This is a genomic window from Pseudomonas sp. RA_35y_Pfl2_P32, from assembly GCF_963970735.1.
Lineage (GTDB): Bacteria > Pseudomonadota > Gammaproteobacteria > Pseudomonadales > Pseudomonadaceae > Aquipseudomonas.
In genome coordinates this window covers 1-14128 of the sequence record NZ_CAXAQF010000042.1, presented here as the reverse complement: position 1 = coordinate 14128, position 14128 = coordinate 1, and the positions used below count along the sequence as shown (strand labels likewise).

Below are 14128 nucleotides of genomic sequence, written 5' to 3'. Positions count from 1 at the left end.
TCTTGATCCACCCGCCCCATCGGCAGGCTGAGCGAAGGTGTCCATCAGGGGGGGGAGGCGCGTAGCGTCGTGCGGCGAAGCCGCATACATCGAGAGGAGGTGCAGCGAAGCAAACCGGAGGCGATGCTCCCCGGATGGATACCGTAGCGAAGGTACCCCGAGCCCTAGCGAGGGGCCGTACGTCAGGGGCAAAGCGTTTTGCTTCCTTTTGGGCGTTTGCAAAAGGGAGTCGCCGTAAGGGCGAAACCCTAAGCCGCCATCACCGCAGCAACGGATATGCCCCCGAAAGCCAAGATCAAAAGATCGCAGCCTTCGGCAACTCCCACAGGTGCTTGAGGGCTTCCCCTCAACCATAGAATCTCCCACAGGTTTAAGTTCAGGCCAGCAGGGCCTTCAGATCGTGGTACAGCGCCTCGGGGATCTGCACGCCCTCCACCAGGCTGCGGGCCCGCGCTTCATAGCGGCGTTGCGACGGCAATCGGGCGCCCTGGCCTTCGATACTCTGGAACAGGGTTTCGGCACGGGCCAGGTGTTGCTCAGTGGCGTCGCCGAGGAAGCGCCGTGGGTCGAGGGCGATGATCAGTTCGCCATGGTACGGCGAGGACTTGCTGCCCGCGTCATAGGCCAGGGATTCGGCGCTGGTCAGGTCACCGATCAACGGCCCGGCGATCAACTCCACCATGGCGGCCAGTGCCGAACCCTTGTGCCCGCCAAAGGTCAGCATCGCGCCGCTGTCGAGCACCACGTTGGCATCGGTACTCGGCCGCCCCTGCCCATCTACGCCCCAGCCTTCGGGAATCGCCTTGCCGGCCCGGCGGTGCAATTCGATATCGCCGCGGGCGATCGCGCTGGTGGCAAAGTCGAAGACAAACGGCTCCTGGCCCGCGCGTGGCCAGCCGAAGGCAATCGGGTTGGTGCCGAACACCGGCTGACTGCCGCCGGCCGGTGCGACCCAGGCATGGCTCGGGTTACAGGCCAGCGCCACCAGGCCGGCCGCGGTGAGTTGCTCGATCTCCACCCACAACGCGGAAAAATGCACACACCGATTGATCGCCAGGGCAGCAATCCCGTTGGCCCGGGTTTTCGCCGCCAGCAACGGCAACCCGGCCTGGAACGCCAGTTGGGAAAAGCCGCCGGCCGCGTCGACCCGCACGATCGAGGGCGCCTGGTCGATGACCTGGGGCTCGGCATCAGCCGAGACCTTGCCAGCCCGCAACGAATTCACGCAGCCGAGAATCCGGTACAAGCCATGGGAAGCGCAGCCATCGCGCTCGCCGGCGATCACCGTGTGGGTCACCGCCTGGGCGTGGGCAGGGTTAAAACCGTTGTGCAGCAGGATCGATTCGGCCAGCTCGCGGGCTTCGGCCAGGGACAGTCGGATCATAGTCAGCTCCTTGAACAGACCGTCCAGACTCGCCCATTCCACCGCCCCCGGCTTGATCGCTTTAAGCCTGGGCGATGACGATATCGGCATAGCCCCAACGACGCCTCAGCCGATCAGATCGATCAACTGCTCTCGCTGTGCGCCCGTCAGCATCGAGCCAACACCGGCACCGGCATTTTCGCTCATGTAGCGCGGGTGGCAGGTGCCAGGGATAACGCACGTCACCGCGGCATGGGACAGCACAAACTTCAGCGCCAGTTGCGCCCAACTGCTGACCTGCACCTGCCCCGCCCAACCCGGCAGCCGCTTGCCTTTGAGCCTGGCCAACAAGTCACCGCCACCAAACGGCCGGTTGCAGATTACCGCCACCCCACGCTCGCGGCACAAGGGCAACAGGCGCTTCTCGGCGGTACGGTCATCGAGGGCATAGTTGATCTGCAAGAAGTCCAGCGGCTCGGCCTTGAGCAGGGCCTCGACCTCGTCATAGGCGCTGGCGGTGTAGTGGCTGACGCCGATGTAGCGAATCCGCCCGGCCGCCTGCCACTCACGCAACGTCGGCAGATGGCTCTGCCAGTCCAGCAGGTTGTGGATCTGCATCAGGTCGATGCGGTCGGTCTGCAACAAGCGCAACGACTGTTCCATTTGCCGGATGCCTTCCTCGCGCCCCCGGGTCCACACCTTGGTCGCCAGGAAAGCCGGCGAGCGCGGTTCGTGAATCGACAGCAATTCCCCGCTGGTCTGTTCCGCCCGACCATACATCGGTGAGCTGTCGAGCAGCGTACCGCCCTTGGCGAACAACGCGCTGAGCACCGCCGGCAGCTGTTGGTAGGAAACCGTTCCTGGCGCGGCATCAAAGCCGCGATAGGTGCCTAACCCGACGATGGGCAAGGGTTCGGAGCTGGAAGGAATGGCGCGGGTCAGCATGTTCGTGCCTCCGGGTCCGATCAATGTACTAACGTTAGACGAATGTCGCGCATCCTGATGTCAATCGTGGTCATCGCTGCAGCGCTGTACCTGGCGCTCTGTGCGGGGCTGTGGGTGTTCCAGCGTGCACTGATCTACTACCCACAACCACGCGCCGGTGAGAGCGCGACCGCCCTGCTGAGGCTTGCGGTGGATGAGGAACAGGTGCTGGTCAGCGTCCGCCTGCGCGACGGGCCCCAGGCCTTGATCTATTTCGGCGGCAATGCCGAGGATGTCTCGGCGAACCTGCCGGCCTTTGCCCAGGCCTTTCCCAATCACGCCCTGTACCTGATGCACTACCGGGGTTTCGGTGGTAGCAGCGGGTCACCTTCGGAGGAAGGGATTGCCGCGGATGCGCTGGCGCTGTTCGATCAGGTCTACGCCGACCACCGACAGGTTGTGGTGGTCGGGCGCAGCCTCGGCTCCGGGGTCGCGGTGCGCCTGGCCAGCCAACGGCCGGCGGCGCGGTTGATCCTGATCACCCCCTACAACAGCCTGGCAGAACTGGCCGCGCGCCAGTTGCCCATCTTCCCGGTGCGCTGGCTGCTGCGCGACCACTACGACTCCTGGACATACGCCGCGCGCATCCAGGTGCCCACCCTGTTGCTCGCCGCCGAACACGATGAGGTCATCCCACGCGCCAGCACCGAGCGCCTGCTGCAGCATTTCGCGCACGGTGTGGCAAGGCTTGAGGTCATAGCTGGCACGGGACACAACTCCATCGCCGCCAGCCCCAGGTACCTGCCGTTGCTGCGCGATGGAATGTGAAACGCAAGGATTGCCCCCTGTACCAGCTGTCGAGCAGCGCGAGGCTGCGTCAACGGCCGCAGGACGTTCATTCAACTTGCCAACACTGGACTAAGCAATACTCGCGTCACCCGCCGTTCTTCGACCTCGACCACGGTCAGGTTCCAGCCTTCCCAGGTCAGTGTGTCGCCAATCATCGGCAGGCGGTCCAGCAGGCTCATGACCAGTCCCGCGACAGTCTGGTAGTCATCCGTGGCCTTGGCCTGGAAGCCGATCTGCTGGCGAACCTGGCTCAGGTTCAAGGCGCCACCGACCAGGAAACCATTGCCCTGGGCCACGATGTTCGGACCTTCGATTTCGCTGGCATCCGGCAACTCGCCGGCGATCGACTCAAGGATGTCGGTCATGGTCAACAAGCCAATGAAGTCACCGAACTCGTTCACCACAAAGGCGATGTGCGTCGACTCTTTGCGCATCTGTTCCAGCGCATTGAGGATCGAAAAGCTGTCCAGCAGGTTGACCGCCGTGCGGGCCATGGCCTCCAGATTGGGCTGATGGCCGGCGAGCAGTTCCTTGAGCAGCTCTTTCTTGTGGACGAAGCCCAACGGCTCATCGATGCGGCCCTCGCGGATCAACGGCAGCCTGGAGTACGAGGAATGCATCAGCGTGGTGCGGATGGTCTCGGCCGAGTCGGCCAGGTCGATGTAATCGACCTCGGCTCGCGGCGTCATGGCGCTGCGGATCGGCCGTTCGGCCAATTGCAGGACCCCGCTGATCATCACCCGCTCGCGACGATCGAAGACCTGATCGGCCTCGGCGCCTTCGAGCATGTCGGCAATTTCCTCGCCCACTTCATCGGCATGCAAGGTGCGCCCGCCCAGCAAACGCAACACCGCGTGGGCAGTCCGCTCGCGCATCGGCCGATGCCCCTGCAGGCTCTTCTTGCGCCGCGCCCGCGCCAGTTGGTTGAACAGTTCGATCAGGATCGAGAAGCCAATCGCCGCATAGAGGTAGCCCTTGGGAATGTGGAAACCCAGGCCCTCGGCGGTCAGGCTGAAGCCGATCATCATCAAAAAGCCCAGGCAGAGCATGATCACCGTCGGGTGACCGTTGACGAAGTGCGTCAGCGGCTTGCTGGCAATGATCATCAGGCCAATGGAGAACACCACGGCAATCATCATCACCGACAGGTGTTCAACCATGCCCACCGCGGTGATGACCGCGTCCAGGGAGAACACCGCATCCAGCACCACAATCTGCGCCACGATCGGCCAGAACAAGGCATAAGCGGCCGTCCCGGTGCGGGTAGCAATGTGGCCTTCGAGGCGCTCATGCAGCTCCATGGTCGCCTTGAACAACAGGAACACCCCACCGAACAACATGATCAGGTCGCGGCCGGAGAACACCTTGTCGAACACCTCGATCAAGGGTTCGGTGAGGGTCACCATCCACGAAATACTGGCCAACAGGCCCAGGCGCATCAGCAATGCCAGCGACAGGCCGATGACCCGGGCGCGGTCACGCTGCTCGGGCGGCAGTTTGTCGGCCAGGATGGCAATGAACACCAGGTTGTCGATGCCGAGCACCAGCTCCAGCACAATCAGGGTCAACAGGCCAAGCCAGGCCGTGGGATCTGCAATCCATTCCATAGGGATTATTTACTCTCTCGAATCAGCTTGAACGATTGACGCGCACGCAGGTACGACGCCCTGCGACCCAAAATGGGGGCGGTTTTGTTCGGGGTAAAGGGTGCTGCGCAACAGGCGAGAAAGGTGCCTGGGCGGTTCAACGCCACCGAGATGGGCGCGATTGACCGAGGGGCGCTGACTGAGGGAAACGAGGCTGCAACGTGAGCGAAGCGACTGGGAGGCTCCAGGAGGGTGTTCATACGGACCTGTAGAAAATGGGGCCCACGATCCTACAGTGCGGCAGGAGTTTTCTGCCGCGCAGAGTTATTACAAGATTTGACACGATCGAGCGGCGATTACACCGGGGAGATGGTGGCAAGGGCGCCGATCATGATCGTCAACAGCAGGAATCCACCGAGAAACATCGCCATCTTGAACATCGGGCCTCCAAAAATCAGTCCAGGGTTGCGGCCTTATTGTGGCGCCCTGGCTGTATCGAAAACAGCGTCAGGTACCGATGAAAAATACGGATCAGATGCCGCTGTACTGCCTGGTGAAGGCGAGCGCGTCGAGGCGCTCGCCCTGATGAGAATCAGCCGGGATCGCCTGACTGACGGCGCTTGCCCCGCGCAAGATGGCTAATCAGTAGCGCCAGAACGACCAAGATGGCGGCAACCGCGAAGCTGGCGTGCATGCCCCGGGCCAACGCGGGCGCAGACGCAATGGACACATCCGCCGCCGTAGCGAAGGCAAACAGCGCCCCCAGGCACGCCGCCCCGCTGATCAGCCCCAGGTTGCGCGATAAGCTGAGCAGGCCAGCCACCACGCCCCGTTGCTGCGGGTCGATGGTGGCCATGATCGAGGTGTTGTTGGCCGCCTGGAACAACGCATAACTGGCCGTCAGCAGCAGCATCGGCATCAGGTAGCCGGGCACCCCGCTGTCGCTCGGCAACAGCGCCAGCAACGTGGCGCCAAGCGCCATGCCCAGCAGCCCGGCCTGGGTCATGCGGCGCGTGCCCCAACGGTCGACCAGGCGCCCGGCCGGCACACCGCTGAGGGCCGCGGCTGCAGGCCCCGCCGCCAGCACCATCCCCACTGCCAGGGCATCGAGTCCCAGGCCGCGAGCCAGGTAAAACGGCCCGACCACCAGGGTCGACATGATCACCGTCGACACCAGCAGGCTCATGGCCAGGCCCGCGCTCAGTTGCCGATCGCCCAGCAATTGCAGACGGACCAAGGGTGCCGCTGCCCGCCCCTGGCGCCAGACAAACAGCCCGACGCCCGCGGCGGCCAGCAGCAACAGCGCTCCCTGCCCCTGGGTCATGGCCAACGCGTAGGCCCCCAGGGTCAACGCCAGCACCAGGCTTCCCGGTAGATCAAAACCGCGGTGTTCAGCACTGGCGAACGGTCCATCTGGCGGCAGGTAGCGCCACGCCAGCCAGCCGTTGAGCAGGCCCAGCGGCACGCTGACCAGGAAGATCGCCTGCCAGCCGATGGCGACCAGCAACACCCCACCCAGCGCCGGCCCCAGCGTGGTGCCGATCGCCGAGAGACTGCCCAGCAGGCCCATGGCGCTGCCAATCCGGGCCTTGGGCACGGTCTCGCCCACCAGGGCCAGGGTCAGGGCGAGCATGATCGCGGCGCCAAGCCCCTGCAGCGCCCGTGCGGCGATCAGCCAGCCAAGACTGGGCGCCAGGCCGCAGAGCAATGAGGCCAGGGTGAACAGGCTGATCCCCCCCAGCAGCAGGCGTCGCCGTCCCAGGAGGTCACCGAGGCGACCGGCACTCACCAGCAAGGTGGTGATGCTCAGCAAGTAGGCCAGGACAATCCATTGCACCTGGGCAAAAGAGGCCTCGAATGTCCGGGCCAGGGCTGGCAGGCCAGCATTGGCGATACTGGTATCGAGTGACGGCAACAGCATCGACAGTGACAGGCTGGCCAGCGCCCAGCGGCTCGACGAAGCCAGGGGCGGCACTTGTGCGGCGGTTGTTGTGGGGAGAGTGTTCATGGATAAGGCCTTGCGCTCGGTGATGGACAAAAGCCTATGCCTGAGCGTCATGAGGCGGAAGACGCAGCATTTGCACTTTATAGCTGCAGCAAACGCCATCTCAGGTGGACACCGTGCTACCGTTGCCCCATGTCGATGCCTGATCTGAACCTGCTGATTACCCTGGACGCCCTGCTCGCCGAAGGCAGCGTGGCGCGCGCGGCCCAGCGTTTGCACTTGAGCCCCTCGGCGATGAGCCGGGCCCTGGCACGCTTGCGCACCACCACCGGCGACCCGCTGCTGGTGCGGGCCGGGCGCAGCCTGGTACCGACACCACGGGCCATCGAACTGCGCGAGCGGGTCAGGCAACTGGTCGAAGACGCCGAAGCCGTATTACGCCCCGCCGAGCAACTGGATCTGCAGCACTTGGTGCGCACCTTCACCCTGCGCACCAGCGATGGTTTCGTGGAGAATTTCGGCCCGGCATTGATCCAGCGCCTGGCCACCGAGGCGCCCGGCGTGCGCGTGTATTTCCTGCAAAAACTCAACAAGGACAGCGCGCCCCTGCGCGAGGGCAGCGTCGACCTGGACACGGGTGTAGTGGAGCCCGGCACCAGCCCGGAACTGCACACACGCTTGTTGTTCGAGGATCGATTTGTTGGCGTCGTGCGCCAGGGGCATGCCTTGAGCCAGGGTCAAATCAGCGTTGCCCGCTACATGGCCGGGCAACATGTGCTGGTTTCCCGTCGTGGCCTGACCAGGGGGTTGCTGGATGAAACCTTCAATAGCCAAGGCCTGCAGCGCAACATCGCGACCCTGGTCAGTGGGTTCGCCGCCGCGTTGGCGCTGACCCGCGACTCGCAGTTGATCGCCACGGTGCCCGAGCGCCACACCCGGCACCTGCGCAGCGACCTGTTCAGTTTCACCTTGCCGCTGCCCACCCCGGCCATCGGCCTGTCGCTGATCTGGCATCCACGAATGGACGCCGACCCGGCGCATCGCTGGCTGCGCGGCTGCCTACGTGAGGTGTGTACCCAGGTACTTGGCCAACCCGACACGTTGAGCAAGATCGTTCAAGCCTGACACCTGTAACCCTTCTATGATTTTCGCCATCAACGTGCTCAAGGACGGTGGCAGACCATGGCGACGCAAAAACTCTTCTGGCAAGACCCTTACCGAACCGAACTGCAAACGCAGGTCACTGCGGTCGAGGGGGACGAGGTGCATCTGGCACAAACCGTGTTCTTTGCCTTTTCCGGTGGCCAGGAGAGTGACAGCGGAACCCTCGCGGGCCTGACGGTTCTGGCGGCGGAAAAACGCGGCCTGGACATTGTCTACACCCTGCCCACCGGGCATGGCCTGCAGGTGGGCAGCGAAGTCGAGCTGCGCATTGACTGGGCACGGCGGTATCGCCTGATGCGCCTGCATTTCGCCGCGGAAATGGTCCTGCAACTGGTCTACCAGCTTGAACCGGACATCGCCCGCCTCGGTGCCCATATCTCGGCGGACAAGGCGCGCATCGACTTTGCCCGCGAGACCAGCATCGCCACCCTGTTCCCGCAGATCGAGTCCCAGGTCGTTACCTTGTTAAGCGCCGACCTGCCCATCATCACCGCCTTCAGCGATGAAGCCGCGCAGCGCCGCTACTGGCAGGTCGAAGGGTTTGCGACCATGGCCTGCGGTGGCACTCACCCGCGCTCCACCGGGGAAATCGGCGCCCTCAAGCTCAAGCGCAAGAACACCGGCAAAGGCAAGGAGCGCATCGAAATCACTTTGCTCTAGACACCCTGGTCTAGAGGAACACCCCACTCCAGGCCGACACCAGCAGCAATACCGCCAACCCACGATTCATCCGCACAAACGCCCGGGGCGAGCTCAACACCCGGGCGCTGCCCACGCCCAACAGCGCCCACAAGGTCATGCACGGCAGGCAGGTCAACAGGAACAACAGTGACAACAGCAACATCCGCGGCGCCTGCTCACCGTCGCCGGCAAACACACTCGCCACCGCCACCGCCATCATCCAGACTTTGGGGTTGATCACCTGCAGGGCCACGGCACCGAGCACGCCCATACCGGTGTCGCGCGTGTCGGGCGAATCCAGGGACGGCGGCGTACTGCAAAAGATCTGCCAGGCCAACCCGCTCAGCCACAGCGCCCCGGCCCAGACCATCGCCTGCTGCACGTGCGGGAACCGCGCCAGCGTCTCACCCAGGCCGAGCCCGACAGTCAACACCACCAGCGCTGCCGCGACACAGGCACCGAGAATCATCGGCAGGGTGGCAACCAGTCCGCGCCGGGAACCGTGACTCAGCACCAGGATGTTCAGCGGCCCCGGGGTGATCGAGGCCACGAAGGCAAACAACAGAAAAGGCAGAAACGATAGCATGGCAGGGACTCCTTGATCAGACAGGGGTCCATGCTCGCGCACCGGCGGGGGTCAGTCTGGAAGGTTTGAGCAGCGCTTGCGGTAATCGGCCGGAGTGAGCCGGTAGGCACGGCGGAACCAGCGCCCCAGATGGCTCTGATCGGCAAAGCCCAGGGCGCTGGCCACCTGCGCCGGGGTTTCGCCCCGGGCCAGCCACAGGCGCGCCCGGGCCAGGCGCAGTTGAATCAGATAGGCATGGGGTGCCAGGCCGAACGCCGCCTTGAAGGCGCGGCTCAGGCGAAAACGGTCGACGCCACAGACCTGGGCCAACTGATCCAGGCCGATGTCTTCAAAGGCGTGGGCCTGCAGGTAGTCACGCGCCACCTGGGCCACCCGTGGCAGGCGCGGATCGAAGGCTAGGCGCTGACGCCAGTCGAGGTGCCGGGTGAGCGCGGCCAACAGGTTGTCGGTGGCGCTCTGGCGCACGATGCGCAACTCACCCCGGTGCAGCGCCTGGAACGCCTGGCCAATGCACATCGCCAGGCCTGGGTCCTGGCTCAGGGTGTCGGCGAAGCCCAACTGGCTGTGCTCCGGTACCTGCTCGAACAGCAAGCGCAATTGCCGTTCCAGCCACGCCGGATCGAAATACAGCATGGAGTAGGTGAACCCTTCCTCGGTGGGTGCCTGCCCATCGTGGATTTCCCCCGGCTCCAGCATGAACACCTTGCCCGGTGTGCTGAGGTGGCGCACCCGTCGGCAGTTGAACTGCTGCACGCCCTGCTCGGTGATCCCCACCAGGAAACTGTCGTGCCAGTGCGGGTCATAGGCGTGGCCCTGGAAATGGGCGCGGATCGACTCGATCCCGGTGTCGGGATCCTGGGACAGTTCGATCCAGTGGTGATCGTCCACGGTGCCTCCGGCGCCAGCACTGGGCAAAAAATTCGGGCGATCAACTTAGCGCGCTTTGCACCGCGCTGTTTAGAAGATTTGTGCAGCTCATCCCGCTGCCGGAACAATCCTCGCCGTGACCAGGCCGGCCATAACCAGCAGGCAAGCCAGCCCTACTCCATAGGCAACCGTGCGCCATGGCTGCCAACTGCCGAGGTACATCAGGGTGTGCATCACCCGGGCGCCGGTAAACAGGCAAAACAACCAGGGCGTGACCTGGCCATCGGTATCCAGGGCCAGGCACAACCCGCCGAGCACAAAGAACAGTGGAATGTTTTCCAGGTCGTTGGCCCAGGCTTTGGCGGCCCGTTGTACCTGGGGCAGTTCCTGGGGTAACGCCGGGCGCTGGAAAAACCGCGCGTCCTCAGCGTTGGCGAACGCCCGGTGGCGGATACGAAAGAACCCCTGGTAGCAGGAGATGAGCAACATTTTCCCGAACAACAGCAGCACACACAGGGCATAGACCTGCAGCGTGCTGTTCATTCCTGCTCCCTGGCGCTGGGTTTGCTGCAAAAGCCATTGACCACCAGGTACAGCAGCGGGCCGATCGAGACGAAGATCGCGGTGAGCAGCCAATACGGCAGCACCGATACCAGGGAGCGACCCTTGGCTTGGGCGTCCCGGTACATCCAGACACCGGCCATGAGCGCCAGCAGGTAGAGATCGATGACCACCTGGGCGGTGTCCGGCCGGGACAGCAGGCCGAGCCCGAACGCCAGCAACGACTGCTCGGCGATCACCAGGGTCCAGGCGGTGTACAGGGAAAACCCGACCAAGGCGGCCAGGGCGAGATAGGGTCTGGACATGCGGTGCTTCCTGCAATCGGCGGTTGATGAGCGCCAGGTTAGTGCTATCGTCGCCCGGCCCTCAATGACCTCTGAGGTCATGGACGCCTACCCCTTGCACGGCCAGAGTCAACGTATGGATACCCGACCTTTTCCCCGCACGATACCCCCGACCAGCGCCGGCGAGCAGTTGCGCCTGCTGCGCCGCCAGGCCCGCCTGAGTCAGCTCGACCTCGCGCTGATCACGGGAGTTTCCCAGCGCCACCTGAGCTGCATCGAAACCGGCCGCGCCCAACCGAGCCCCGGCACCCTGCACAACCTGCTGACCGCCCTGGAGGCGCCATTGGAGCAGTGCAACCGCGTATTCCTGGCATCCGGCTATGCGCCGCGCTACGAAGCGACGCCACTGACGGCGCCGCCCATGGAGGCGGTGCGCGGCGCCATTAGCCATGTCCTGCACGCCAACAACCCCGCGCCGGCGATTGTCCTGGGCAGCCACTGGCAAGTGCTGGCCGCCAACGCCAGCACTGCAGTGCTCTTCGACCTGGTGGGACTGCCGGCCGATGCGGCGGCGCAGCTCAACCTGCTGGTGACGCTGCTGCAGCCGGGCGGACTGGGCGACCATTTGCGCAACGCCGAGGAGATTCGTTGCCTGGCCTGGCAGCGGGCAACCCGCGAAGCCCTGGCCAACCCGACCCTGGCCCAACTGCTGGACACCCTGCCCGCCCCGACCAACCCGCCGCCGATGAGCGCCGAGCTGCCACCGCTGGTACTGACCCGCATCGACTGCGCCCAGGGCGAACTGAACTTCCTGTCGACCTTCACCACCTTCGGCATGCCCCAGGACATCACCCTGAGCTCACTGCGCATCGAACACCTGATTCCCGCCGATGCCCAGACCTGGCAGATCATGACTCAAGCCTACGAACAGTCGCTGCGAGGCAGCACCGAAGGTTGAAGTTGCGCTGTGCCTGTAGGAGTGGGTGCCCGCTTGCGGCTGGCTCGCGAAAAACCTCAGAGCGACAGGTTCACCCAGCCAGTACGCGTCATCCTGACGTCCATCGCGAGCAAGCTCGCTCCCACCAGGTTTGGTGGGTGTATGCAACATCTGCGAGCCCCCAAAATCAACACTTCACCCACTGCGTTGTAGACCGCTTCTGCCCTGGCAAACCGCCACCTTGCGTGGCGGTCCGGGGCCATGGCCTTACTTGTCGGTCTTGATACTGGTCCAGACCCGGGTACGCACCCGCTCCAGCTTTTGCGGCAACGGCTGCACCACATACAGGGTTTTCAGTGCCTCGCTGGTGGGCGTCAGGTTCGGGTTGCCGGTAATTTCAGGGTTGATCAGTGCCAGCGAATCCTTGTTGGCATTGGGGTAACCGAGGAAGTCACTGATGGGGGCGATGACTTTCGGGTCCAGCAGGTGGTTGAGAAACTCGTGGGCCTCGTCGACGTTTTTTGCGCTCTTGGGAATGGCGAAGGTGTCGAACCAGATCGGTGCACCTTCCTTGGGCAGGCGCCAATCGACCACCACACCATTGCCGGATTCCTTGGCGCGGTTGCCGAACTGATAAAAACTGCCGGAGTAACCGATGGCCACGCAAATATCGCCATTGGCGATGTCGGTCATGTACTTGGCCGAGTTGAAATAGGCCACGTAGGGGCGAACCTTGAGCAACAGGGCCTTGGCTTTCTCGTAGTCATCCGGGTTCTGGCTGTTGGGGTCCAGCCCCAGGTAATGCAGGGCCAATGGCAGGATTTCCGTCGGCGAGTCGAGCATGGCCACGCCGCAGGCTTTCAACTTCTCCATGTTCTCGGGCTTGAACACCAGGTCCCAACTGTCCACGGGGGCATTTTCACCCAGGGCGGCCTTGACCTTGGCCGGGTTGAAACCAATCAGCACCGTGCCATACATGTACGGCACGCCGTACTGGTTGCCCGGGTCATTCTGGTTCAGCAGCTTGAGCAGTACCGGGTCCTGGTGCTGCCAGTTGGGTAACTTCGACTTGTCGAGTTTCTGGAACACCCCGGCTTTGATCTGGGTCTCGAGAAACTGGTTGGACGGCACCACCAGGTCGTAACCCGAATTGCCGGTCAACAACTTGGCCTCCAGGGATTCGTTGGTGTCAAAAGTGTCCCAGGTGACCTTGATGCTACTTTGCTTGGCAAAGTCCTTGGGCACGGACGGCAGGATATAGTCCGCCCAGTTGTACACCCTCAATTCGCGCTGTTCGGCGTGCACCGCGCTGGCCAGCAGCGTCAGCCCACACAAGGTGGCGCCCAGAATGCGGTTCATCGTGACCATGAATGGTTTCCCCAAATGCGGCGTTAGCTCGACGGTTTTTATGTTCTGTAAACGGCAGCGGGTTAAACGATAGCCAAGGGCGGGCGAATCCGGATTTTAGTTAGGGTTTGCGTGCACGTTCCGGGATCGGCCGACTGCCTGCGATTTTTGCCCAGCGCCGCACCGGAGCACAGTGGGGTCTTGGCCAAAAGGGGATCGTAACGGCCAAAATAAATGGCCATCTGGGTCAATGCGCCGCCTCGATTCGTACATCGCCGCACAGGCAACCGCCGGTGAATCGCTCCATAGTGCTGCTCCTCTGCAATCAGGCGCGGGACGACGCCTTCAGCGCCCTCTCGTCATGCCCGGCCAAACGCCCGTTGTCGGTAGGCTGCGGAGCACTTGCTCCACCCTGGCGGCAAGCCGCATTAGCGTGGCGACTGAACGACCACTCATCGAAAACCCACTCCTACCTGTAAGTTCTGACAGTAGCCAACACCGTCATTTGCGCCCTTAAATAACTCCGTCGCCTTCCCCCACGACAGGAGTCACGCCCATGCCTTCCTCCTTAGTGCCTCCCGAGCACGACATCCAGGTCCTGCGCGAGCTGGGTATTCCCGGCCGCACCAAGGATCCAGTCTCCACCAACCCGAACGTCTGGGGCCTGAACATCGCCGCCGTGCAGGACAACTTCCCCCGCCACGGCCTGCAGTGCCTGGCCGGTCCATGGGGCACCATGGGACGTGGGGACCAGTTGGTGATTTTCTGGGGCAACAATAACGAGGTGCTGCACAAGACCGTGGACCTGCCTGAGGTCGATACCGAGTTGCGCCTGTTCATCGACGCGGAGCGTATCCGCGCGGGCAGTTTTGATGTGTTCTACACCGTGAGGCGGGAGGACCAGGCCCTCCCCGAGCCTTCCGACGTGATGAAGGTGCTGGTCAAGCTCACCCGCCCCGGGGGCAAGGACGACAACGACACGCCGGGGCACTCCAAGCTGATCATGCGTCTCCCGCCCCATATCATCGCCGGCG

13 protein-coding genes and 1 pseudogene are annotated in these 14128 nt (G+C 63.6%); 5 read left to right on the top strand and 9 right to left on the bottom strand.

From position 1 onward, the window contains the following. Nucleotides 1–376: 376 nt before the first annotated feature. Entirely contained in the window at nucleotides 377–1384 is a 1008-nt protein-coding gene (locus tag AACY45_RS26710; protein WP_339548425.1) for an Ldh family oxidoreductase, read from the bottom strand. A 105-nt stretch (nucleotides 1385–1489) separates the two neighbouring features. Next, a pseudogene (locus AACY45_RS26705) lies at nucleotides 1490–2320 on the bottom strand (aldo/keto reductase); the annotation flags it as partial. A gap of 30 nt (nucleotides 2321–2350) precedes the next feature. Between AACY45_RS26705 and AACY45_RS26700 the strand changes: the two are divergent. Beyond that, nucleotides 2351–3115: an alpha/beta hydrolase gene (locus tag AACY45_RS26700; RefSeq protein WP_339548422.1), complete on the top strand. Its 765-nt coding sequence runs from the start codon at nucleotides 2351–2353 to the stop codon at nucleotides 3113–3115. Between the two features lie 71 nt (nucleotides 3116–3186). Here AACY45_RS26700 and AACY45_RS26695 read toward each other — a convergent pair whose 3' ends face one another. Both AACY45_RS26695 and AACY45_RS26690 read right to left on the bottom strand, forming a co-directional pair. After that, nucleotides 3187–4743 carry a TerC family protein gene (locus tag AACY45_RS26695; protein WP_339548421.1) on the bottom strand — a complete coding sequence of 519 codons (1557 nt, stop codon included), beginning with the start codon at nucleotides 4741–4743 and terminating at the stop codon, nucleotides 3187–3189. 571 nt (nucleotides 4744–5314) lie between these two features. Next, nucleotides 5315–6730 carry an MFS transporter gene (locus AACY45_RS26690; RefSeq protein ID WP_339548420.1) on the bottom strand — a complete coding sequence of 472 codons (1416 nt, stop codon included), beginning with the start codon at nucleotides 6728–6730 and terminating at the stop codon, nucleotides 5315–5317. Between the two features lie 129 nt (nucleotides 6731–6859). On the opposite strand from AACY45_RS26690, the gene AACY45_RS26685 reads away from it, so the two are divergent. Together AACY45_RS26685 and AACY45_RS26680 are read left to right on the top strand one after the other, a co-directional pair. Continuing rightward, nucleotides 6860–7792 carry a LysR family transcriptional regulator gene (locus tag AACY45_RS26685; protein WP_339548419.1) on the top strand — a complete coding sequence of 311 codons (933 nt, stop codon included), beginning with the start codon at nucleotides 6860–6862 and terminating at the stop codon, nucleotides 7790–7792. A 57-nt stretch (nucleotides 7793–7849) separates the two neighbouring features. Continuing rightward, nucleotides 7850–8491: an alanyl-tRNA editing protein gene (locus AACY45_RS26680; RefSeq protein ID WP_339548418.1), complete on the top strand. Its 642-nt coding sequence runs from the start codon at nucleotides 7850–7852 to the stop codon at nucleotides 8489–8491. A gap of 10 nt (nucleotides 8492–8501) precedes the next feature. Here the strand turns inward: AACY45_RS26680 and AACY45_RS26675 are convergent, their stop codons facing one another. The 4 genes from AACY45_RS26675 to AACY45_RS26660 form a co-directional block, all read right to left on the bottom strand. Then, nucleotides 8502–9098 (bottom strand): LysE family translocator, encoded by a 597-nt coding sequence (locus AACY45_RS26675; protein ID WP_339548417.1) that lies wholly within the window; start codon nucleotides 9096–9098, stop codon nucleotides 8502–8504. 51 nt (nucleotides 9099–9149) lie between these two features. After that, nucleotides 9150–9986, bottom strand: coding sequence for an AraC family transcriptional regulator (locus AACY45_RS26670; protein WP_339548415.1), 837 nt, complete (start codon nucleotides 9984–9986; stop codon nucleotides 9150–9152). 87 nt (nucleotides 9987–10073) lie between these two features. Further along, nucleotides 10074–10508 (bottom strand): MAPEG family protein, encoded by a 435-nt coding sequence (locus AACY45_RS26665; protein WP_339548414.1) that lies wholly within the window; start codon nucleotides 10506–10508, stop codon nucleotides 10074–10076. Then, a complete protein-coding gene (locus tag AACY45_RS26660) occupies nucleotides 10505–10831 on the bottom strand; it encodes a DUF2834 domain-containing protein (RefSeq protein ID WP_339548413.1) in 327 nt (108 codons plus the stop codon). Before AACY45_RS26660 ends, AACY45_RS26665 begins: the two co-directional genes overlap by 4 nt. Nucleotides 10832–10946: 115 nt before the next feature. Between AACY45_RS26660 and AACY45_RS26655 the strand changes: the two genes are divergently transcribed. After that, on the top strand, nucleotides 10947–11768 hold the full coding sequence (locus AACY45_RS26655; protein WP_339548412.1) for a helix-turn-helix domain-containing protein: 822 nt from the start codon (nucleotides 10947–10949) through the stop codon (nucleotides 11766–11768). 246 nt (nucleotides 11769–12014) lie between these two features. Here AACY45_RS26655 and AACY45_RS26650 read toward each other — a convergent pair whose 3' ends face one another. Further along, the gene (locus AACY45_RS26650; RefSeq protein WP_339548411.1) at nucleotides 12015–13115 is read right to left on the bottom strand and encodes a polyamine ABC transporter substrate-binding protein; all 1101 of its coding nucleotides are present in this window, start codon (nucleotides 13113–13115) and stop codon (nucleotides 12015–12017) included. Nucleotides 13116–13650: 535 nt separating this feature from the next. Here AACY45_RS26650 and AACY45_RS26645 point away from each other — a divergent pair. Then, nucleotides 13651–14128: hypothetical protein (locus tag AACY45_RS26645; RefSeq protein ID WP_339548410.1), on the top strand; the 478-nt coding region annotated here is incomplete at its 3' end.

What these genes read in the sequence shown, in the direction of transcription:
- AACY45_RS26710 (WP_339548425.1), bottom strand. Translation starts at nt 1,384, where the DNA reads ATGATCCGACTGTCCCTGGCCGAAGCCCGCGAGCTGGCCGAATCGATC.
- AACY45_RS26700 (WP_339548422.1), top strand. Translation starts at nt 2,351, where the DNA reads ATGTCGCGCATCCTGATGTCAATCGTGGTCATCGCTGCAGCGCTGTAC.
- AACY45_RS26695 (WP_339548421.1), bottom strand. Translation starts at nt 4,743, where the DNA reads ATGGAATGGATTGCAGATCCCACGGCCTGGCTTGGCCTGTTGACCCTG.
- AACY45_RS26690 (WP_339548420.1), bottom strand. Translation starts at nt 6,730, where the DNA reads ATGAACACTCTCCCCACAACAACCGCCGCACAAGTGCCGCCCCTGGCT.
- AACY45_RS26685 (WP_339548419.1), top strand. Translation starts at nt 6,860, where the DNA reads ATGTCGATGCCTGATCTGAACCTGCTGATTACCCTGGACGCCCTGCTC.
- AACY45_RS26680 (WP_339548418.1), top strand. Translation starts at nt 7,850, where the DNA reads ATGGCGACGCAAAAACTCTTCTGGCAAGACCCTTACCGAACCGAACTG.
- AACY45_RS26675 (WP_339548417.1), bottom strand. Translation starts at nt 9,098, where the DNA reads ATGCTATCGTTTCTGCCTTTTCTGTTGTTTGCCTTCGTGGCCTCGATC.
- AACY45_RS26665 (WP_339548414.1), bottom strand. Translation starts at nt 10,508, where the DNA reads ATGAACAGCACGCTGCAGGTCTATGCCCTGTGTGTGCTGCTGTTGTTC.
- AACY45_RS26660 (WP_339548413.1), bottom strand. Translation starts at nt 10,831, where the DNA reads ATGTCCAGACCCTATCTCGCCCTGGCCGCCTTGGTCGGGTTTTCCCTG.
- AACY45_RS26655 (WP_339548412.1), top strand. Translation starts at nt 10,947, where the DNA reads ATGGATACCCGACCTTTTCCCCGCACGATACCCCCGACCAGCGCCGGC.
- AACY45_RS26650 (WP_339548411.1), bottom strand. Translation starts at nt 13,115, where the DNA reads ATGGTCACGATGAACCGCATTCTGGGCGCCACCTTGTGTGGGCTGACG.